This is a genomic window from Oribacterium sp. HCP3S3_B9 (assembly GCF_052064255.1).
Classification (GTDB): Bacteria; Bacillota; Clostridia; order Lachnospirales; family Lachnospiraceae; genus Oribacterium.
The window spans coordinates 49749-67326 of sequence record NZ_JBQHVY010000016.1; the positions used below are offsets into that span (position 1 = coordinate 49749).

A 17578-nucleotide genomic window follows, 5' to 3' on the forward strand; every position below is an offset into this window, starting at 1 on the left:
GTGAGGTATGGCTGGAACAGAAGACGAGCGGAAAAGAGCGGAAAATCTGGTGTGGACGGCAGCGGGAGACTATGCCTTCACGCCGGATTTTCTGTCGTTTACAGAGGATGGCAGCGCGGACCTCTACATGAACCTCGTCATCGGGCTCGCACATAAGTGGCTCGGTCGCCCGACGGAGGCGCTGCTCGAGGAAGTGTCCCGGAGTCGGCGTGCGGCGATCCTCAGTGACACCCTCTGGCTCGGCATCGAGTCCTACGTCTATGCGCGTGAGCTGCCGTCCCGTCCCGCACTTGAGACGCTTCGTGTGCAGCATGCCGAGGCGTATTTCGCGCACCTTCAGAATCTCAATCGCCAGCAGTGGATGGCGGAAAACAAGCGCCTCCTCGACCAGCAGACGATCCGCTGGAGCCGCGTGCTCGGCCGGAAAACGCGGGTGTATGCGCCCGACCGCAGGGCCCTCGCCGCTGCCCTCGAGCTCGACCCGGATCTCAGTTCGGACGAGGTGGCCGCCACCCTTCGCGCGATCCTCACGCGCTTCTTCGCCTACCGCGGAGAGGCTGAAGTGAAGCCCGTGCACATTCGCCTGAACACGGTGGAGGCCTGGATTCTGCAGCACATTTTCAGAACCGAGCACCAGCACACCGACACGTTGATGATGAAAAACACGTACGCGGCCAATGCCTCCGCCGGGACGCCGGTGGCTTCGGATGGCAAGCACGGCGGCGCGGGGGCGACGGGTGAGCGCGCCTACATCACAGCTTGCTTCGGACGCTCGCTGTATACGGACGAGGATCTGCAGCAGCTCGAGGCGCGGCTCTGCGTCGGCGGGCACCGCGGCTGCCACGTGTATGTGACGGATGGGAAGTTCGGTATGGGCTCTTCGGATGGCCGGACCTGGTTGCGCGAGAAATCTGGTGCACAGATGAACGACATCAGTCGGACAAATCAGAGAACGGAAGATGGGGCAGGAAAAGCTTCGGGGACAGGCACCCGGACAGACGTGGCAGCGTCGCGTGGCGGCTTTTTCGACTCTGAAACGGCGAAGGTGCGGCAGGACAGTGCGCAGCAGGCGCTCGCGAACCGGCGCTTCTTCGAGTCGGAGGGAGAGCTTGCGCGTTCACTCGTGCGACGCCTTTCGGCGCGCCTCGAGCTCACGCTGTCGGATCTTCGGGAGAACGTCGCAGTGCATGCCCCTGTGGGCCGCCTCGATCCGGTGCGCGCCTGGCGCATGCCGGTCGTGCATGACCCGGATGTCTTCGAAAAGCAGCGCCCGGAGCGGGAGATGCCGCTCGATGTGACGCTGCTGCTCGACGCCAGCGCTTCCCGCATGCAGATGCAGGAGCAGCTCGCTGCCGAGGCCTGGATCCTCGCGGAAGCGCTGAAAAACTGCCACATGCCGGCCGCTGTCTGGAATTTCCGCTCGCTCCGCGGCTACACTGTTCTTGAGAAGATGAAGGACTTCTCCGAGCGGGACTGCGCGCACCTCTTTCATTTCTATGCCGCCGGCTGGAACCGCGACGGCCTCGGCCTGCGCCTCGCCGCGGAGGAGCTCCTGCACGGAAGCCGGCGAAACCTCGCTGTTTCTGAAGCACGAAGCACGGGCATGCCGGCAGCTGATCGACGCCTGGAAGCACAGAAAGCCACCATGTCAACGGAGCATGGAGGTGTGCGAAATCACAGCATGCCCGGTGCTGGCGGGCCGTCTGCACTGAAACCCGGCATGGCTGCCGGCGGGAGCCCCGGTGACCGAAAACACATCCTGATCGTCCTGACGGATGCGAGCCCGGATGACTCGACGCGCCTTTCCGCTTGTGAGAAGTACCCCTTCGGCAGTGCCTATGAAGGCCGCCCGGCGGTCGATGACGCCGCCGACGCCATCGCGGAGATGCGCGCCCAAGGCATCCTCGTGTACGGACTTTTCCTCGGACGAACAGAAAACCTCGGGAACCTCAGCCTCATGTATGGCCATCATCAGGTTCGGATTCACGACATTGCCCAGCTCGCCCGCGCCGCCGGCGAGATCTTCACGAAGGCCGTCGAAGAACTGTAAAACAGGTAAACAAAAAAGCGATGACTCAAAAGAGGAGTCATCGCTTTTTTGTTTACTTTACGACCGGGCGTACGATCATGCTCTTGTCACCGTGTGGATTTTCGGCCTTCACGAGGGTGATGCGGAGATCCTCATCGACCACGAAGGTGTAGATCATGGTGTCATCCGGCTCTGCGCCGGCCTTACCGTAGTTGAAGGTGACGGTCACGGTGCCGAGTGCGTTCGGGGTGAGCATGAAACGGGTGGTGCCATCATTGATATTCATGGTATCGGACGGATCCTTCGCTGTGTAGGTCTTCTCGACATCGAGGATGTTGTTATCCATGGTGTAGCTCCAGTCCTCGCCGATCGTCGGATTCGAGAAGAAATCGAAGCGCGCCCAGTGGTTCGCGGCTTCCAGGGTCATGATGCCACCCGCCTCCTCGGTATCGTAGTAGTTGATCTGAAGATCCGACGCGTCAGCGCTTGTATATGCGCCATCGAGCGCCATGCCCGCCTCCTGATTTGCGTCGGTTTTCGTGTATGCGTCATCGAACGCCATGCCTGCCTCCGGCTTCGCTGCTTCCTGATTCATATCCGCGGTCGGTACGTATGGACCGCTGGTTTCTGTCTCGGTGGTCTTCGGTGTCACGCCCTGCGCCTTCACACCCGCACACGCCGTCGTCGCGACCGTCGCGATCAGGATCCCCGCGAGGAGGATGCTCTTCATGCTGCTGTTGATCATATTCTTTCTCATAGTATTATTTCCTTTCGTTTTTGAATCGGATATCCTGTTTTCTGTTCCTTACATCCTTAATCACCGAAGAAGAGAAGGATGAGTCACAGGAATTATTTTTATTTTTGCATAATTCTAAATCTGAATGCTTCATTCGATATCCACCTCGTCAAAACCTGTGAGATCGTTGTCGGAAATACCGAGGCGCCGGTTCATTTCTTCTTCGGAAATCAAAGAGGCAGGATCGAAGTGCGCCATACGTTCAGAGGCAACAGCGAGCAGACGAGCATCATTTAGCCCCTCCATCAACGAATCTCTAACCTGTACTGGTGTTAATTGCATTTATAATAATACCTCCATATATCGTCACACATTCATCGCTCCATATTATACCAAGCTTTCGTGCTTATATTGTGATTTATATTAGCATGAAGGTCAAGGCGATAGCGAGCGGGCGTGAGACACCGCCAAGCATATTTTTTGAGTGACCCAACCCTTGCTTATGTGTAACAGTTCAGACACCCACGGCTCCCCTTGGGAAGTTTGAGTCTGCTCCTCATTCGCCCAGCTGAGCCAGTCTCGTCGCCGCATACTTAATGTCACAGAGTTTTATATTTCTTATTCTGTGAAATAATCTAATGTCACAGATCACTGAAATTAATGATTTGTAAAAGTCACTTAATGGCACGAACCTTTAAAATGCCCTGTTTGTTACAAACTCCAGAAAACATAATGGCATCGCTCTTTGAAATCCTTTCTTTGCGAAAATCATCTAATGGCTCTCAGCCCGAAAATCGCTTGTTTGTAACAAAGATCAAAAAAACTAATGGCGCAAGAATTCTATAAATGGTTTTTGTGAAAACTTCGGAAACCGTTATGACAGTGATCCGCATGCCGCCTTTCTAAAACTCCGATTACAAGTTTTTCATCCGATTTCACTCCGGTCAGGATGCATTGGCGTCGATTTTTGTTTGTTTGCATGGGGCGGGTCCGATAAGTAAATAGAAAAAGAACGTCGAATGGGGTGGGCAAACAAACCAAAAGAGACGCTGGCATATGGGTGAGGGTTATAGGAAACGATGGTAATACGTGTCGACAGCGTCTGGAGGGAAAAGAAAAATGTTGCCTGGAGCAGATGGGAAAAACGTAAGTAGAATGACAATGTATGTTATGTAAAAAACATGAAGTATTTATATTTTCCGGTTGGTACTTCGAATTTCGAGAAGATTCGAAGTCAAGGATATTACTACGTTGATAAAACGGGGATGATCAAAGAGATTCTTACAGAGCGAACACCTATGGTCATGCTCATCACTCGTCCGCGTCGTTTCGGTAAGACCCTGGGAATGAGCATGCTGGAGGCTTTCTTCGACATCCGGAAGGATCATCGGGCGCTGTTTGAGGGTCTCGAAATCGCATCGTATCCTGCGCTGTGTGCTGCATGGATGAACCGGTATCCGATGGTCTTCATCACGCTTCGGCAGGTGGATGGCCTGAACTTCCAGGATGCGTATGGTCAGTTTCTGTATGAAATCGCACTTCTGTATCAGGAGCATGCGTATGTTCTGCACGCCCGTCTGGGCGAGTACTTCGGCTTCCTGTAGGAGGAGGTCGACTGTATCCTGGAGGATGCCAATGTCTCCGACCGGGCAGATCGTGTGAAGAGATGGTACGATGGCTACCACTTCGGGGATTCGGATGTGTACTGTCCGTGGGATGTGATGAACTATATGCTGGAGCTGCAGCGGGACCCGCAAGCAGAGCCGGTGAGCTACTGGAAAAACACCAGTGATAACGCGATCATCCGTTCCTTCATCGACGTTGCAGGCAGCGACATCACGCAGAAGCTGGAGACTCTGATGGCCGGCGGCGTCATCGTTCAGAGTGTGGATGAGAACCTGACCTATGACCTCATCCATTCTTCGGAGGATAATCTCTGGAGTCTGCTGTACCTCAGTGGCTATCTGACCGTCGCACGTGCCGAAGACATCGAGGGAGAGGTTCCGAAGGGGTGCATTGCCCTGATGATCCCGAATGCAGAGATCCGTGACATCTTCGAAATGACGGTCATGCGCTGGTTTGATGACAGCGCGAAGACGTGGAACCGGACGGCGCTGTTCGACGCCGTGTGGCAGGGCGACAGTGTGGCCATCACGAAGGAGATGAATGCGCTGCTTCGCCGGACCATCAGCTACCATGATTACCGTGAGGATTTCTACCATGCGTTCCTCGCCGGTATTTTTACCGGTGCCGGCTATATGGTCGACTCGAATAAGGAACATGGCGAGGGCCGCAGCGACGTGGTCGTGCACGATGGCATCCACGCCCGCGTCGCGATCTTCGAAGCGTAATACACGAAGTCCCTCGGCCAGCTCGAACGTGCGTGCGACGTCGCCCTGCAGCAGATCGATGAGCGCATGTACGCGAAGGAATACGAGGACGACTACGATGAAATCCTGTGCTATGGCATCTCGTTCTTCAAGAAGCGGTGTATGGTGAAGAAGAAATAAAAAATCACATTATTATTAATAAAAGTGTGAGAAATATCACACTTTTATATGTATTTGCGTGCATTTCATTTGAAGAAGAGTAGCTGTCATATTTGAGCTATTCTACAGAAACAACAACGCGGAGAACCGATGAGAGTCCTCCGCGTTCTTTTTAATATGTAATCCATTCGATCGATCAGGATTGTCTGGATTTGATGCAAGCTCTATGACTTATTCGTCATCGTCGCCACTGCTGATGGAGAGGCGGCCGTTGCTTGCGATTACCTTGCCGTTTGCATCGGTTTCGTTGATGTTGTAGTCACCAGCGGCCTTGACCTGCGCACCCGGGTTTGCGAAGCTGGAAGCGTCCGCTGCGGCTGCAGTGGTCTGTGCAGCGGTCTCGGTACCGGCAGCAGCGGCTGCCTGGGTAGCGGTGGTGCCGTTTGCGGCAGCTGCGGCTGCTGCGCTGCTTACCGTTGTTTCCTCGGTGTCTCCGCCTGGGCCGGCCGCCTTGGACTTACGCTTTGCGTTCTTGCCGACGATGGTAGTTGGCTGTGCACCCGGATGATCGACACCGGCTGCGTATACGCCTGCGTTTGCGTCGGTGACAGGTTCGAGCTCGACCTCATACCACTCGCCGTTATACTTCTCCTCGAGGATACCTTCACTGTTGTAACGGGTCGGGTTCGTGGTCTCGTACTTTGTGGTTTCTGGAACAGACTCCTGCGGTGCGAGTACGCCACCCTCCGCTACGACGCCGGAGCCAGGACCGCCGACCGCGATATCGCCCTCCTCCATAGCGCCAGCCTGCTGAAGAACAGGGGTACCGTCTGCGTTGGTCTCCTCAACAGCTGCGAGGAGATCCTCGGCGCTCAGCTCGTCGTCTGCCGCCATGGTTTCAAACTTATCGAAGCTCTCCGGGAGGGCAATGTTTCCACAGATGCTCATACCTGCGAAGGTATCGGCTTCTTCCTTGGTCGCGAACTTGATGGTGACGTGATCCGCGGAAGTGAAGTTATCGTTGATGAGCACGATGTGCTGCTCGGACTCGGCACCGTCGAACTTCACGCTGTGGCGACCGAACGGCTGGCCATCGACGGTCACGTAGACATCATTGTCACCGGTCAGATAATCGTAGTCGAGACCGAGGAGGCCCTGAAGCTTGTTGCCGTCGGCGTCGGTTACGTAATCGGAGAGGATCTCGTAGGTGGTGTCGTTCAGCTTTGCGAAGCTGCTTGCCGGGATATAAGCGAAGCTCTCCAGCTCGGAGATCTTCTCGTCGAGCGGCTGGATGGTCTGGGTCTCACCCTTCTGATCACCAGCGGCAGCGGATGCCTGGATCGCGGACAGGATGACATCGGACGTGATGTCGTTGCCCTCATCGTTCTGGTTGATCTGATCCTTTGCGACGGTCTTCTTCACATCCTTACCGGCATCCTCGAAGCCCTTCGCGATGTCGATGGTCTCGCCGAGGTAGTGAGAGGTGATGTTCTTGATGGCGTCTGCATTGGCCGCCGCAGGACCGTCCGGGTTCGTCACGCTGGACGGCTCGATGAGGGAGATGATCTCGATGCCCGGGAACTTCTTATTCAGGGCGCGGATCAGGGCCTCGTAGAAGGCCGGGAAGGTGTCCTGATCGTCGTAGCTTCCGAAGCTCAGTACAGCGGCGTCATACTCGACATCGGTGGTGAGCTCGTTTGCGATGACGAAGCCGGCGTAGGCACCGTTGTCACCAGCGAGCGCGTAGTTGTTTACGAATACGTTTGACTTAAATGCATCACCGAGCTTCTGAGAGAGCTGCTCGGACCAGCTGTCCTCGAGGTTCGTCGCGCCGTCGCCGTATGCGAAGCCGTCGCCGAGCACGAGTACGTTGACTGCATTGCCGGAATTCAGCTTATCATAGAAATCGCCACGGGTAACCTCGACCGGTGCGGTCTCGACGGTGGTCGTCTCGGCTGCCTCGGTGGAAGCGGCTGCGGTCTCCACTGTGCTGTCACCACCGGTATGGCTGGTTGCGACCGCGATCCCCATGAGGATCACGACAGCACCTGCCAGGCCGCCGATGCAGGCCTTCTTATTCTGCTCGAAAAATTCCTTAAAATCCATAATAGTACTTCTCCTTATGAAGTGGTTTCACATTTTCGATATACCGCTACATATTACCCTTTTATCATAGAAAAAACAATTAATTTTGTTTGAAGATTTTGTGTTTTATACGATAACGGTCACCGTGCGAGTTATCCCCTTGAGCGTTCACGGCAGGCCGAGCGCGTGCTATGATAATACCTGATTGTTTTACATTCTGAACATTACTTCATCGTGTTGAAAAGATATTCTAAATAAGATATGCGTCTGAAAAACGCGTCGTGGAAATCGCTGTATGGTGCAGGGCTGTCAGCTATTTCACGAGTAGAAAATGGGTGCACTATGTTAAAGGACAGGGACATCCGTGAGCCGCTGTTTGCTTTCCTGGAGGAGAGCTACGGGCGCATCCGGATCATCGAGGAAAAGAATATGGGCGGGAGCCGTGCGGATGTCATCATGGTGACACCGGACAGCTTCGTGGGGATCGAGATCAAGTCGGATGCCGATACCTACACGCGACTCGCGGGGCAGGTCGAGGACTACGACCGTTACTTCGACATGAACATCATCGTCGTCGGCACGCGCCACGCGATGCACGTCGAGGAGCATGTGCCGGCGAGCTGGGGCATCATCACCGTCGAGGAGGTCGAGGGACGCGCGGATTTCTATGTGCTGCGCCGCCCGAAGCCGAATCCTGGGATCGATCCGGCGCGGAAGCTGAGCCTTCTCTGGCGTCCGGAGCTGCAGCACATCGTGTATCGTCATCTGAAGCATAAGTATGACCGCATCTCGAAGAAGGACGTGATCGAAAAGATCCTCGCGGGCGTGCCGTATGAGACGCTCCGCCTCGAGATGTCGGAGGAGCTGTTCGAGCGCGATTACACCCGCATCTTCGACGAGATCAACCGATTCCGCGTCGAGCGGGAGGGGAAGAAGCCGCGCCGCCGGCGTCGTCAGCTGCACGCGAAGCTTCATCCGGCCAATGCCTCTGCCGACGCATCGTCACCATCTCCGGAAGCTTCCGGCGACGAAAAGCCGAAGCGTGCCGGTGCGACGCGTACGGCCCGCCGCCGCAAGCCGAATCTTCACGTGAAGCATGTCGTGAAGGGATGGAAGCGTCCGAAGACCGGTAAAAAATCTACGTAGCAGCATGAGTGAAATGGAAAGGGGAAATGTATGGAAAGCTTTTTCGTGGCGGCGAACGCCGTCGTACCGTTTATTTGTTATATGTCGTACGGATATCTGATCCGTCACCTGGGGTTCGGTGATGAGACCTTCTATAAGCGTCTGAACCAGATCGTCTTCAAGGCGTTTTTTCCACTCATGATGTTTAACAGTCTTTATAATTCGAAGGCGGATTTTCAGACGAACACAAAGCTGGCGCTGACCGCGGTCGTGATCCTTCTTGCGGCGATCCTACTCACCGTTCTGCTGACACCGCTGTTCGTGAAGGGAAACCCGCAGCGAGGCGTCGTGGCCCAGGCCACCTGGCGGTCCAACACCCTGATGTTTGCACTACCCCTCGCCGTCAGCATGTACGGAGAAGAGGCAGGGTCGCTCGCATCGATCGTCATCGCGTGCTGCGTGCCGATCTACAACATCGCGGCGGTCTTCATCCTCGAGTACTTCCGACGGACGGAGGGAGAGAAGACGAGTGCGGCGAAGATGCTCCGGAATATCCTCACGAATCCGCTCATCATCGGTGCCATCGCCGGGATCGTGTTCCGAGCGCTGCATATCTCACTGCCGGCCTGCATCCTGAAGCCGATCAAGTCGATTTCGGATATGACCTCGCCGCTCGCGATCTTCATCTGTGGCGCGACGCTGGTGCTGCCGGACATCCGGAAGAACCTAAAGCTCATCACAATCTGCACCGTGCTGAAGCTCGTCATCCTGCCGGCGATTGTCACGACGATCTGCTACCTCCTCGGCTTCCGCGGCATCGAGCTCTTCATCCTGTTCTCTCTGTACGCGACCCCGCTTGCGAACGCCATCTTCCCGATGAGCCAGAGCATGGGCGGCGACGGCGAGCTCGCCGGAGAAATGCTGGCGATCAGCACCGTGAGCTCCATGTTCACGATCTTCCTCTGGATCATCGCACTGAACGCCGCCGGAGTGTTCTGAACACGATTTACCATCATCGACAACCAGCCGTAATCGTTCAGGCATGGGACCCTCCGGGTCCCATGCCTGAACGGCTTCCATATGTCAAATTGACATAAGAATGATATCAAATATACAGTTTACATATGACGTGAAGCGACTAAAATAAGCCTCGGAATGAGAGGTGTTTATGATGTCTACGATTTCATCCGTGGCTGCATCCGCGGAGCATGGATTATCTTCGCTGGCCCCGTCGGCCATCGAAGAAGAGAAGATCGGTTGCCGTATGGCAGAGGGATAGAGGGAAAAGAGGTGCTTCTGTCATGGAGCTGGAAGCTGCTTTACGAAATCATATGGAGGTGCACTGGATGGAGTACACCGCGGATGACGCGGATATCCCCATCACGGAGGCAAGCCTGATCGAATAGTCGGCCATCATCGGCCGCTGTGGACTCGAGCTTCTGTCCTGCGGCACCGGAGCGTGGCGGGTGCGGAGCTCGATGAACACGCTGTCACGAGAGCTCGGGGTGACCTGCACTGTAGACATTGGCCTCATGTCACTCACGTATAACTGCTTCGATGGCGAGGAGTGCGTGTCGCAGTCGCTCTGCCTCACGAACACCGGCGTCAATACCTCGAAGCTGAACCGTCTCGAACAGTTCGTCGCGGACTTCCCGACGAGGGGCATCTTCATGACCGGCGCAGAGCTTCACGCAGCGCTTGACGACATCGAGCATATTCATGGGCTGTATAGTCCGGCGAAGCTCGGCCTCGCGGCGGCGCTCGCGTGCGGTGGATTCACCTTCCTGCTGGGCGGCGGTCTGCCGGAAATGCTGCTCGCCTTCTGTGGCGCGGGCATCGGCAATGCGGTCCGCTGCAAGCTGATCAAACACCATTATACGCTCTTTATGAATGTCTCGGTCTCGGTCGCTGCGGCCTGCCTGACCTACACGATCCTTCTGCGGCTCGCGCAGCTGCTGTTCGGACTGGCGCCGATCCATGAAGCCGGCTATATCTGCGCGATGCTCTTCATCATCCCAGGCTTTCCGTTCATCACCAGTGGCATCGATCTCGCGAAGCTCGATCTTCGGAGTGGACTCGAGCGCCTGAGCTACGCGCTCATCATCATTCTCGTCGCGACCCTGTCGGCCTGGATCATGGCCCTCCTGTTTCATCTCTGTCCCCTGGACTTCGAGCCGCTCGGCCTCATCTTCTCAAGGATTCTCAGCGATAAGTCATTTCGTTACTGCACGTAAACGGCAACCGTTCAGACAGCAGGGGACCCGGAGAGCCGGCAACGGAGGCCATACGTAGAGACCGTTGAAATCAAGCCGGGTCCCTGCCTGAACGATTCCCCACCTAAGATTTTTACAGATTGAAAGAGGTTTTTCGCGTTGACTGTGAAAAACCTCTTTTTTATAATAATAGCTGTATGTGTTAAAATTTTACCACGCGTGCGCGGATATCGTAGCTGCCCTTGTGCTGAAAGCCTATGTTTCGTGGGATTTCGGTGTTTTTCGGGAGTCGGTACCATGGACGACCGCGGCGGCAAGGAGGAAAAGATGGATCTTTCGTACAAGGAGAATGCGCTGAAGGCATTTGAGGAGAAATTTGGTGATACGAATGGCGTGAAGTGTTACTTCGCACCGGGCCGTGTCAATCTGATCGGTGAGCATACGGACTACAATGGTGGTCACGTTTTCCCGTGCGCACTGACCATCGGTACCTATGCGGCCGCCCGTCGTCGTGCGGATCGGAAGCTTCGTTTCTACAGCGTGAACCTGAGCAGCAACGGTGTCATCGAGACTTCCCTCGACGAGTTCAATCCACTGAAGGAAGAGCGCTGGATCACCTACCCGATGGGTGTGATGTGGGCGTTTGAGAAGCGTGGCTTCAAGCTCGAGAGTGGCCTCGACATCGTGGTCAACGGTAACATCCCGAACGGCTCGGGCCTCAGCTCCAGTGCCTCCCTCGAGGTGCTGACCGGCTTTATCATCCGTGATCTGTTCGGCTTTACAGAGGTCACAAATGTGGACCTCGCCCTAATCGGTCAGGACGCCGAGAACAACTACGCCGGCATGAACTGCGGTATCATGGATCAGTTCGCGAGTGCGATGGGTAAGAAGGATAACGCCATCTTCCTCGACTGCGCGACGCTGAACTATGAGTACGCACCGGTCGTGCTGGACGGCATGAAGCTCGTCGTGACGAATACCAATAAGAAGCATAAGCTCGTCGGCTCCGCCTACAACGATCGCCGTCGTGAGTGCGAGGAGGCACGCGAGATCCTCGCGAAGGAGTGCGGCATCCAGACCCTCGGTGATCTGTCCAATGCTGACTTCGAGGCACATAAGGCCGCCCTCACGGATCCGATCGTCCAGAAGCGTGCGATGCATGCGGTTTATGAAAACAACCGTGCTATCGAGGCTGTGGCAGATCTCAAGGCCGGGAACATCGAGGCGTTCGGAAAGCTCATGAACGCATCCCATGTCTCTCTTCGTGATGACTTCGAGGTCAGCTGCGAGGAGCTTGACGTCCTCGTCGAGGAGGCATGGAAGGTACCGGGTGTCATCGGCTCTCGTATGACCGGCGGCGGCTTCGGCGGCTGCACCGTCTCCATCGTAAAGGACGACGCCATCGAGACCTTCGAGAAGCAGGTCGGCGAGGCGTATAAGAAGCGCATCGGCTATGACTGCACCTTCTACGTGGTCAGCATCGGCGATGGCCCTTCCATTATTTAATTTTAGAGGAGGAAATATTATGACTATTCTTGTAACAGGTGGTGCTGGATATATCGGAAGCCATACATGTGTGGAGCTTCTGAACGCAGGCTATGATGTTGTGATCATCGACAATCTGTATAATTCAAATCAGAAGGCCGTGGACCGGATCGAGGAGATCACCGGTAAGAAGGTGAAGTTCTATCCGGATGATATGATGGATCGTGCAGCGGTGAAGCGTGTTTTCGATGAGAATAAGATCGATGCGGTCATTCACTTCGCAGGTCTGAAGGCGGTCGGTGAGTCTGTGCACAAGCCGATCGAGTATTACCGTACGAACATCGGTTCCACGCTGAATCTGACCGACGAGATGCGTGCGCATGGCTGCAAGAATATCATTTTCTCTAGCTCTGCGACCGTATACGGCGATCCGGCGGAGATTCCAATCACGGAGAACTGTCCGAAGGGTACCTGCACGAATCCGTATGGCTGGACCAAGTGGATGCAGGAGCAGATTCTGACGGATATTCATACCGCAGATCCGGAGTGGAATGTTATCCTGCTTCGTTACTTCAACCCGATCGGTGCGCACAAGTCCGGTCTGATCGGTGAGGATCCGAAGGGCATCCCAAACAACCTGCTTCCGTACGTGGCACAGGTGGCGATCGGCAAGCTTCCGGAGATTAATGTCTTCGGCAACGATTATGATACACCGGATGGTACAGGCGTTCGTGATTATATCCACGTCGTGGATCTCGCACGTGGTCATGTAAAGGCCATCGAGCGTTTCGCAAAGAAGGATGGTGTATTCATCTGCAATCTGGGTACCGGTCATGGTTATTCGGTACTGGATGTCATCCATGCGTTTGAGAAGGCCTGCGGCAAGGAGCTTCCGTATGTGATTCGGGAGCGTCGTCCGGGCGACATCGCGACCTGCTACTCGAGCCCTGCGAAGGCAGAGAAGGAGCTCGGCTGGACCGCGGAGTTCGACCTCGAGGATATGTGCCGCGATTCCTGGAACTGGCAGCAGAAGAATCCGAACGGATATAATTCTTAAATACTTTGAGGCTATTGCCGAAACCGATATCGGGCGTCCCACTTAGTTCAAAGGACAGAACCCTCGGGATGTGCACATGGATCGGACAGGGAAAGCACCTGTCCGTCCATCGTGTACATCCCTTCAGAGCAGGCCTTTGCATCAGGCAAAGGCCGGAACGTACATGTACCGATCTTCGATCGGTATCCCGAAGGGATCGAGCTCGGACCACAAGTCCGGGCTCGACCTTACCTGTTCTTTGAATGCGCAAGACTGCCCGATACCGGCTTTCGGCAATAGCCTGTTTACGTTATGAAATGATTTATGTAAGGAGATAGAACTATGGACATTCAGATGGCTGTAAAGGATCTGGTGGCGTATGCGTTGAAGACGGGGCTGATTGAGGAGGCGGATATCATCTGGGCGCTGAATACGGTGACGCTGGAGCTGGGCATCACGGAGGTGACGGCGACCAGGGAGGATGTGATCGCGGAGGCCGACAGCATTGCCTTCGATGAAACGGAGGCGAGCGAGGATCAGAAGGTGAATGCGCTGGGGATGGTGTCCGATGGTACGTACCTGGAGAATGTACTGGCAGCGCTGGATGATTATGCGGTGGAGCACGGGCTCACGGGTGGTGATTCGGTGGTTTATCGTGATCTGTTTGATACGCGTCTGATGGGTGCGCTGACCCCGCGTCCGTCGGAGGTGCAGGCGAGATTTGCGAGTCTCTATGAGGAGAGTCCGAAGGAGGCGACGGACTGGTACTATACCTTCTCGCGGGATACGGACTACATCCGTCGTTACCGTGTGAAGAAGGATGTGAAGTGGCAGACGCATACGGAGTACGGTGATCTCGATATCACGATCAATCTGTCGAAGCCGGAGAAGGATCCGAAGGCCATCGCGGCGGCGGGCAAGGCGAAGCAGACGGGGTATCCGAAGTGCCAGCTCTGTCATGAGTGCGAGGGCTACAGTGGTCGTGTGGACTATCCGGCGCGTGAGAATCATCGTATCATCCCGATCGAGATTCAGGGCGCGGAGTGGGGCTTCCAGTATTCGCCATACGTGTACTACAACGAGCACTGCATCGTGCTGAACGCGGCGCACACGCCGATGAAGATTGATAAGGCGGCGTTTCTGAAGCTGTTTGATTTCGTCGCTCAGTTCCCGCACTATTTCGTCGGGTCCAATGCAGACCTTCCGATCGTGGGTGGCTCCATCCTCGCACATGAGCACTTCCAGGGTGGTCACTATACCTTCGCGATGGCGAAGGCGCCGGTGGAGCGGAGCTTTACGGTTCCGGGCTTCGAGGATGTCGAGGCGGGTATCGTGAAGTGGCCGATGAGTGTCATCCGTCTGAGTGGTCCGGATACGGTACGTCTCGCCGAGCTTGCGGATCGTATCCTCACGAAGTGGAGAGGCTACACGGATGAGAGCGCGTTCATCTTCGCGGAGACCGAGGGCACACCGCACTCGACGATCACGCCGATCGCGCGCAAGGTGGGCGATCAGTTCCAGCTGGATCTCGTGCTTCGGAACAACATCACGACGGAGGAGCATCCGCTCGGTGTATTCCATCCGCATGCGAAGCTCCATCATATCAAAAAGGAGAACATCGGCCTCATCGAGGTGATGGGTCTCGCGGTACTGCCGAGCCGTCTGAAGGGCGAGATGGCAGACCTTCGCGAGGCGATTCTCGCTGGAAAGGATCTTCGTGCCGATGAAGCGCTCGCGAAGCACGCCGCCTGGGTCGACGAGTTCCGCGCGAAGTACGCGGCACAGGGCGTGCAGCTCACTGAGGAGAACCTCGAGGGTATCCTCCGTGATGAGATCGGTATCGTCTTCATGCAGGTGCTCGAGGACGCCGGCGTCTACAAGCGCACGCCGGAAGGCCAGGCCGCGTTCGACCGCTTTGTTGCGACGATTTAAAACCCGGAGGGCCGGTAACAGAAGCACAGTACTTCGAGTTCGGAAGAATCTAAAATTGTCCCCCTAAGAACCAGTAGGCTCTCTGCAAACGACTGAGTTTTCTTTATGAAAACTCAGTGTTGCAGAGAGTGCTAAGGAAAATTACTCCAACTGGTTCTAAGGAGGACAATTTTGATTCTACTCGAACTCTACGTATGGCTTCTGTTGCCGGTCCTCCAGGCTTTCGTGTATTTATCGCTACGAGACTTTTGCCGTTTTCTGTCTGCTGTTGAAATCAGTGATTGACGAGAAGCGGCAGTTTCCTTGATAATATGAAATGACTGAACATTTGTTGTACTGGTCATGCTTATAGAAAAATGGTCATGTTTACAGAAAATACAGGAGATGGAAGCGTATGAAGGAAGGAAAAAAGGGAATCCTGAGAGCGATTCCGATGTTTCTATGTGTGGGTGCGGCGTGCTGTGCGCTGCAGTCGTTTTACCGGGTGTCCGAGCAGGAGCAGGCGGTCGTGACGCGGTTTGGGAAGGTTAATGACATCAAAACCGCTGGTATATACTTTAAGATCCCGTTTATCGACCAGGTGCAGAAGGTGGACACGACGACCTATGGTATGCCGATCGGCTACACGATCACGAACGAGCGGAATGGTGAGAATCCGGACTATGAAACGACGAGTGACTCGCTGACCATCACCTCGGATTTTAATCTGGTCAACACGGATTTTTATCTCGAGTATAAGGTGTCGGATCCGGTGAAGTATCTCTATAATTCGAACGAGCCGGTTCGTTTCATCTCGAACATGGCCGCGGCGGCGATCCGTTCGACGGTGTCGGATTTCACGGTCGATGATGTCATGACGACGGAGAAGTCGAAGATTCAGGCGGAGGTGCGGGATCAGCTGACGAAATCGCTGGAGGAAGCGGATATCGGGATTCAGATCGTAAATCTGTCGATTCAGGATGTGGAGCCGCCGACCTCGGATGTCGTTGCGGCATTCAAGTCCGTCGAGACGGCGAAGCAGGAAGCGGATACCACGATCAACAAAGCGAAGCAGTATAAGTCTGAGCAGATTCCGGCCGCAGACGCGACGGCCGACAGCATTGTCCAGAAGGCAGAAGCGGAGAAGGAAGCGCGTATCGCGGAAGCCAGCGGACAGGTCGCCCGTTTTAACGCGATGTACGATCAGTACAAGCTGAATCCGCTGATCACGAAGAAGCGGATCTTCTATGAAGCGATGGAAGATGTGCTGCCGGAGCTGAAGGTGATCATCAGTGATGGCAGTACCCAGACGATGCTGCCGCTGGAGAGCTTCGCGGATGTCTCGGTCGAGGCTGCGGATGGAGGTGACGAGAATGGAAAATAATGAGAAGAAGGAAGCGCTCGAGCGGGTAAAGAAGGCGGTGAAAAGTGTCGTCACCATCCTCGTGGCCTGCGCGGTTTTCCTGGTCGTCCTGCCGCTGCTTTCCCGAGGGGTATTCTATTCGGTGTCTGAAAATCAGTACGCGGTCGTGACGCGCTTCGGAAAGATCGTGGATGTCAAGGATGCAGCGGGCTTATATACGAAGATGCCGGTGGCCGACAACATCCGTTTCGTGACGAAGGCGATGCAGCTCTATGATGTGAAGCCGTCGGATGTCATCACGAAGGATAAAAAGTCGATGATCGCAGATAACTACATCGTCTGGAAGATCACGGATCCGACGAAGTTCATGCAGACCCTGAACGGGTCGACGAGTGGGGCAGAGGATCGTGTCGGCGTGGCCGTATACAACGCCACCAAGAATATCATTTCCTCGATGAGTCAGGATGATATCATCGCTGCGCGCGGCGATAAGCTGACCGATATGATCACCGCGGAGGCGAATTCCGATATCGGCGGATACGGGATCGTGATCACGAAGGCGGAGATCAAGGCCCTCGATCTGCCGGATGATAACAAGGATGCCGTTTATCAGCGCATGATTTCGGAGCGTGAAAACATCGCGGCATCCTATACTGCGGAAGGTGCCGCCAGGGCTCAGAAGATCCGGAACGAGACCGATAAGGAGGTTTCCATCCGGAAGGCGGAAGCTGAAAAGCAGGCCGCGGAGCTGTCCGGTGAAGGCGAGGCGAAGTACATGGAGATCCTCGCGGACGCCTATAATACCGAGGAAAAAGCCTCCTTCTATAACTATATCCGCTCCGTCGAAGCCATGAAGAAATCCCTGAGCGGAAGCGGAGACAAGACCATCATCCTCGACAAAGACTCGGAGCTCGCCAGAATCCTGTATGGGGACATCCACTGAGCACACCCCAGAGGGCCGGCAACAGAAGCTCAGTACTTCGAGTTCGGAAGAATCTAAAATTGTCCCCCTAAGAACCAGTAGGCTCTCTGCAAACGACTGAGTTTTCTTTATGAAAACTCAGTGTTGCAGAGAGTGCTAAGGAAAATTACTCCAACTGGTTCTA

At 55.2% G+C, this 17578-nt stretch carries 12 protein-coding genes and 3 pseudogenes; 12 read left to right on the forward strand and 3 right to left on the reverse strand.

Annotated features, from left to right (window positions below):
* Nucleotides 1-7: 7 nt before the first annotated feature.
* A complete protein-coding gene (locus tag ACTNC3_RS08630; protein ID WP_441227156.1) occupies nucleotides 8-2050 on the forward strand; it encodes a hypothetical protein in 2043 nt (680 codons plus the stop codon).
* A 52-nt stretch (nucleotides 2051-2102) separates the two neighbouring features.
* Here the strand turns inward: ACTNC3_RS08630 and ACTNC3_RS08635 are convergent, their stop codons facing one another.
* Together ACTNC3_RS08635 and ACTNC3_RS08640 are read right to left on the reverse strand one after the other, a co-directional pair.
* Nucleotides 2103-2786 carry a hypothetical protein gene (locus ACTNC3_RS08635; protein ID WP_441227157.1) on the reverse strand — a complete coding sequence of 228 codons (684 nt, stop codon included), beginning with the start codon at nucleotides 2784-2786 and terminating at the stop codon, nucleotides 2103-2105.
* A gap of 129 nt (nucleotides 2787-2915) precedes the next feature.
* Entirely contained in the window at nucleotides 2916-3107 is a 192-nt protein-coding gene (locus tag ACTNC3_RS08640; protein ID WP_441227158.1) for a hypothetical protein, read from the reverse strand.
* An 839-nt stretch (nucleotides 3108-3946) separates the two neighbouring features.
* Between ACTNC3_RS08640 and ACTNC3_RS08645 the strand changes: the two genes are divergently transcribed.
* From ACTNC3_RS08645 to ACTNC3_RS08655, 3 genes and pseudogenes are all read left to right on the forward strand, one after another.
* Nucleotides 3947-4369: an AAA family ATPase gene (locus ACTNC3_RS08645; protein WP_441227159.1), complete on the forward strand. Its 423-nt coding sequence runs from the start codon at nucleotides 3947-3949 to the stop codon at nucleotides 4367-4369.
* Between the two features lie 54 nt (nucleotides 4370-4423).
* Nucleotides 4424-5116 (forward strand): hypothetical protein, encoded by a 693-nt coding sequence (locus tag ACTNC3_RS08650; RefSeq protein ID WP_441227160.1) that lies wholly within the window; start codon nucleotides 4424-4426, stop codon nucleotides 5114-5116.
* 15 nt (nucleotides 5117-5131) lie between these two features.
* A pseudogene (locus ACTNC3_RS08655) lies at nucleotides 5132-5275 on the forward strand (AAA family ATPase); the annotation flags it as partial.
* 210 nt (nucleotides 5276-5485) lie between these two features.
* On the opposite strand, the gene ACTNC3_RS08660 reads toward ACTNC3_RS08655, so the two are convergent.
* Nucleotides 5486-7360, reverse strand: coding sequence for an SGNH/GDSL hydrolase family protein (locus tag ACTNC3_RS08660; protein WP_441227161.1), 1875 nt, complete (start codon nucleotides 7358-7360; stop codon nucleotides 5486-5488).
* Between the two features lie 321 nt (nucleotides 7361-7681).
* Between ACTNC3_RS08660 and ACTNC3_RS08665 the strand changes: the two are divergent.
* The 8 genes and pseudogenes from ACTNC3_RS08665 to hflC all read left to right on the forward strand — a co-directional run.
* Nucleotides 7682-8290 (forward strand): annotated as a pseudogene (locus ACTNC3_RS08665) (sce7726 family protein); the annotation flags it as partial.
* 225 nt (nucleotides 8291-8515) lie between these two features.
* Entirely contained in the window at nucleotides 8516-9463 is a 948-nt protein-coding gene (locus tag ACTNC3_RS08670; RefSeq protein WP_441227162.1) for an AEC family transporter, read from the forward strand.
* A gap of 302 nt (nucleotides 9464-9765) precedes the next feature.
* Nucleotides 9766-10650: pseudogene (locus tag ACTNC3_RS08675) on the forward strand (threonine/serine exporter family protein); the annotation flags it as partial.
* A 324-nt stretch (nucleotides 10651-10974) separates the two neighbouring features.
* Nucleotides 10975-12183, forward strand: a complete 1209-nt coding sequence (locus ACTNC3_RS08680; RefSeq protein WP_410043844.1) for a galactokinase — start codon at nucleotides 10975-10977, stop codon at nucleotides 12181-12183.
* A 19-nt stretch (nucleotides 12184-12202) separates the two neighbouring features.
* Nucleotides 12203-13219, forward strand: coding sequence for a UDP-glucose 4-epimerase GalE (gene galE / locus ACTNC3_RS08685; RefSeq protein WP_410043845.1), 1017 nt, complete (start codon nucleotides 12203-12205; stop codon nucleotides 13217-13219).
* Between the two features lie 321 nt (nucleotides 13220-13540).
* Nucleotides 13541-15130: a UDP-glucose--hexose-1-phosphate uridylyltransferase gene (locus tag ACTNC3_RS08690; protein WP_441227163.1), complete on the forward strand. Its 1590-nt coding sequence runs from the start codon at nucleotides 13541-13543 to the stop codon at nucleotides 15128-15130.
* Nucleotides 15131-15524: 394 nt separating this feature from the next.
* A complete protein-coding gene (gene hflK, locus ACTNC3_RS08695) occupies nucleotides 15525-16493 on the forward strand; it encodes an FtsH protease activity modulator HflK (protein ID WP_441227164.1) in 969 nt (322 codons plus the stop codon).
* On the forward strand, nucleotides 16483-17415 hold the full coding sequence (gene hflC / locus ACTNC3_RS08700; RefSeq protein ID WP_410043848.1) for a protease modulator HflC: 933 nt from the start codon (nucleotides 16483-16485) through the stop codon (nucleotides 17413-17415). Before hflK ends, hflC begins: the two co-directional genes overlap by 11 nt.
* The last annotated feature ends 163 nt before the right edge of the window (nucleotides 17416-17578 follow it).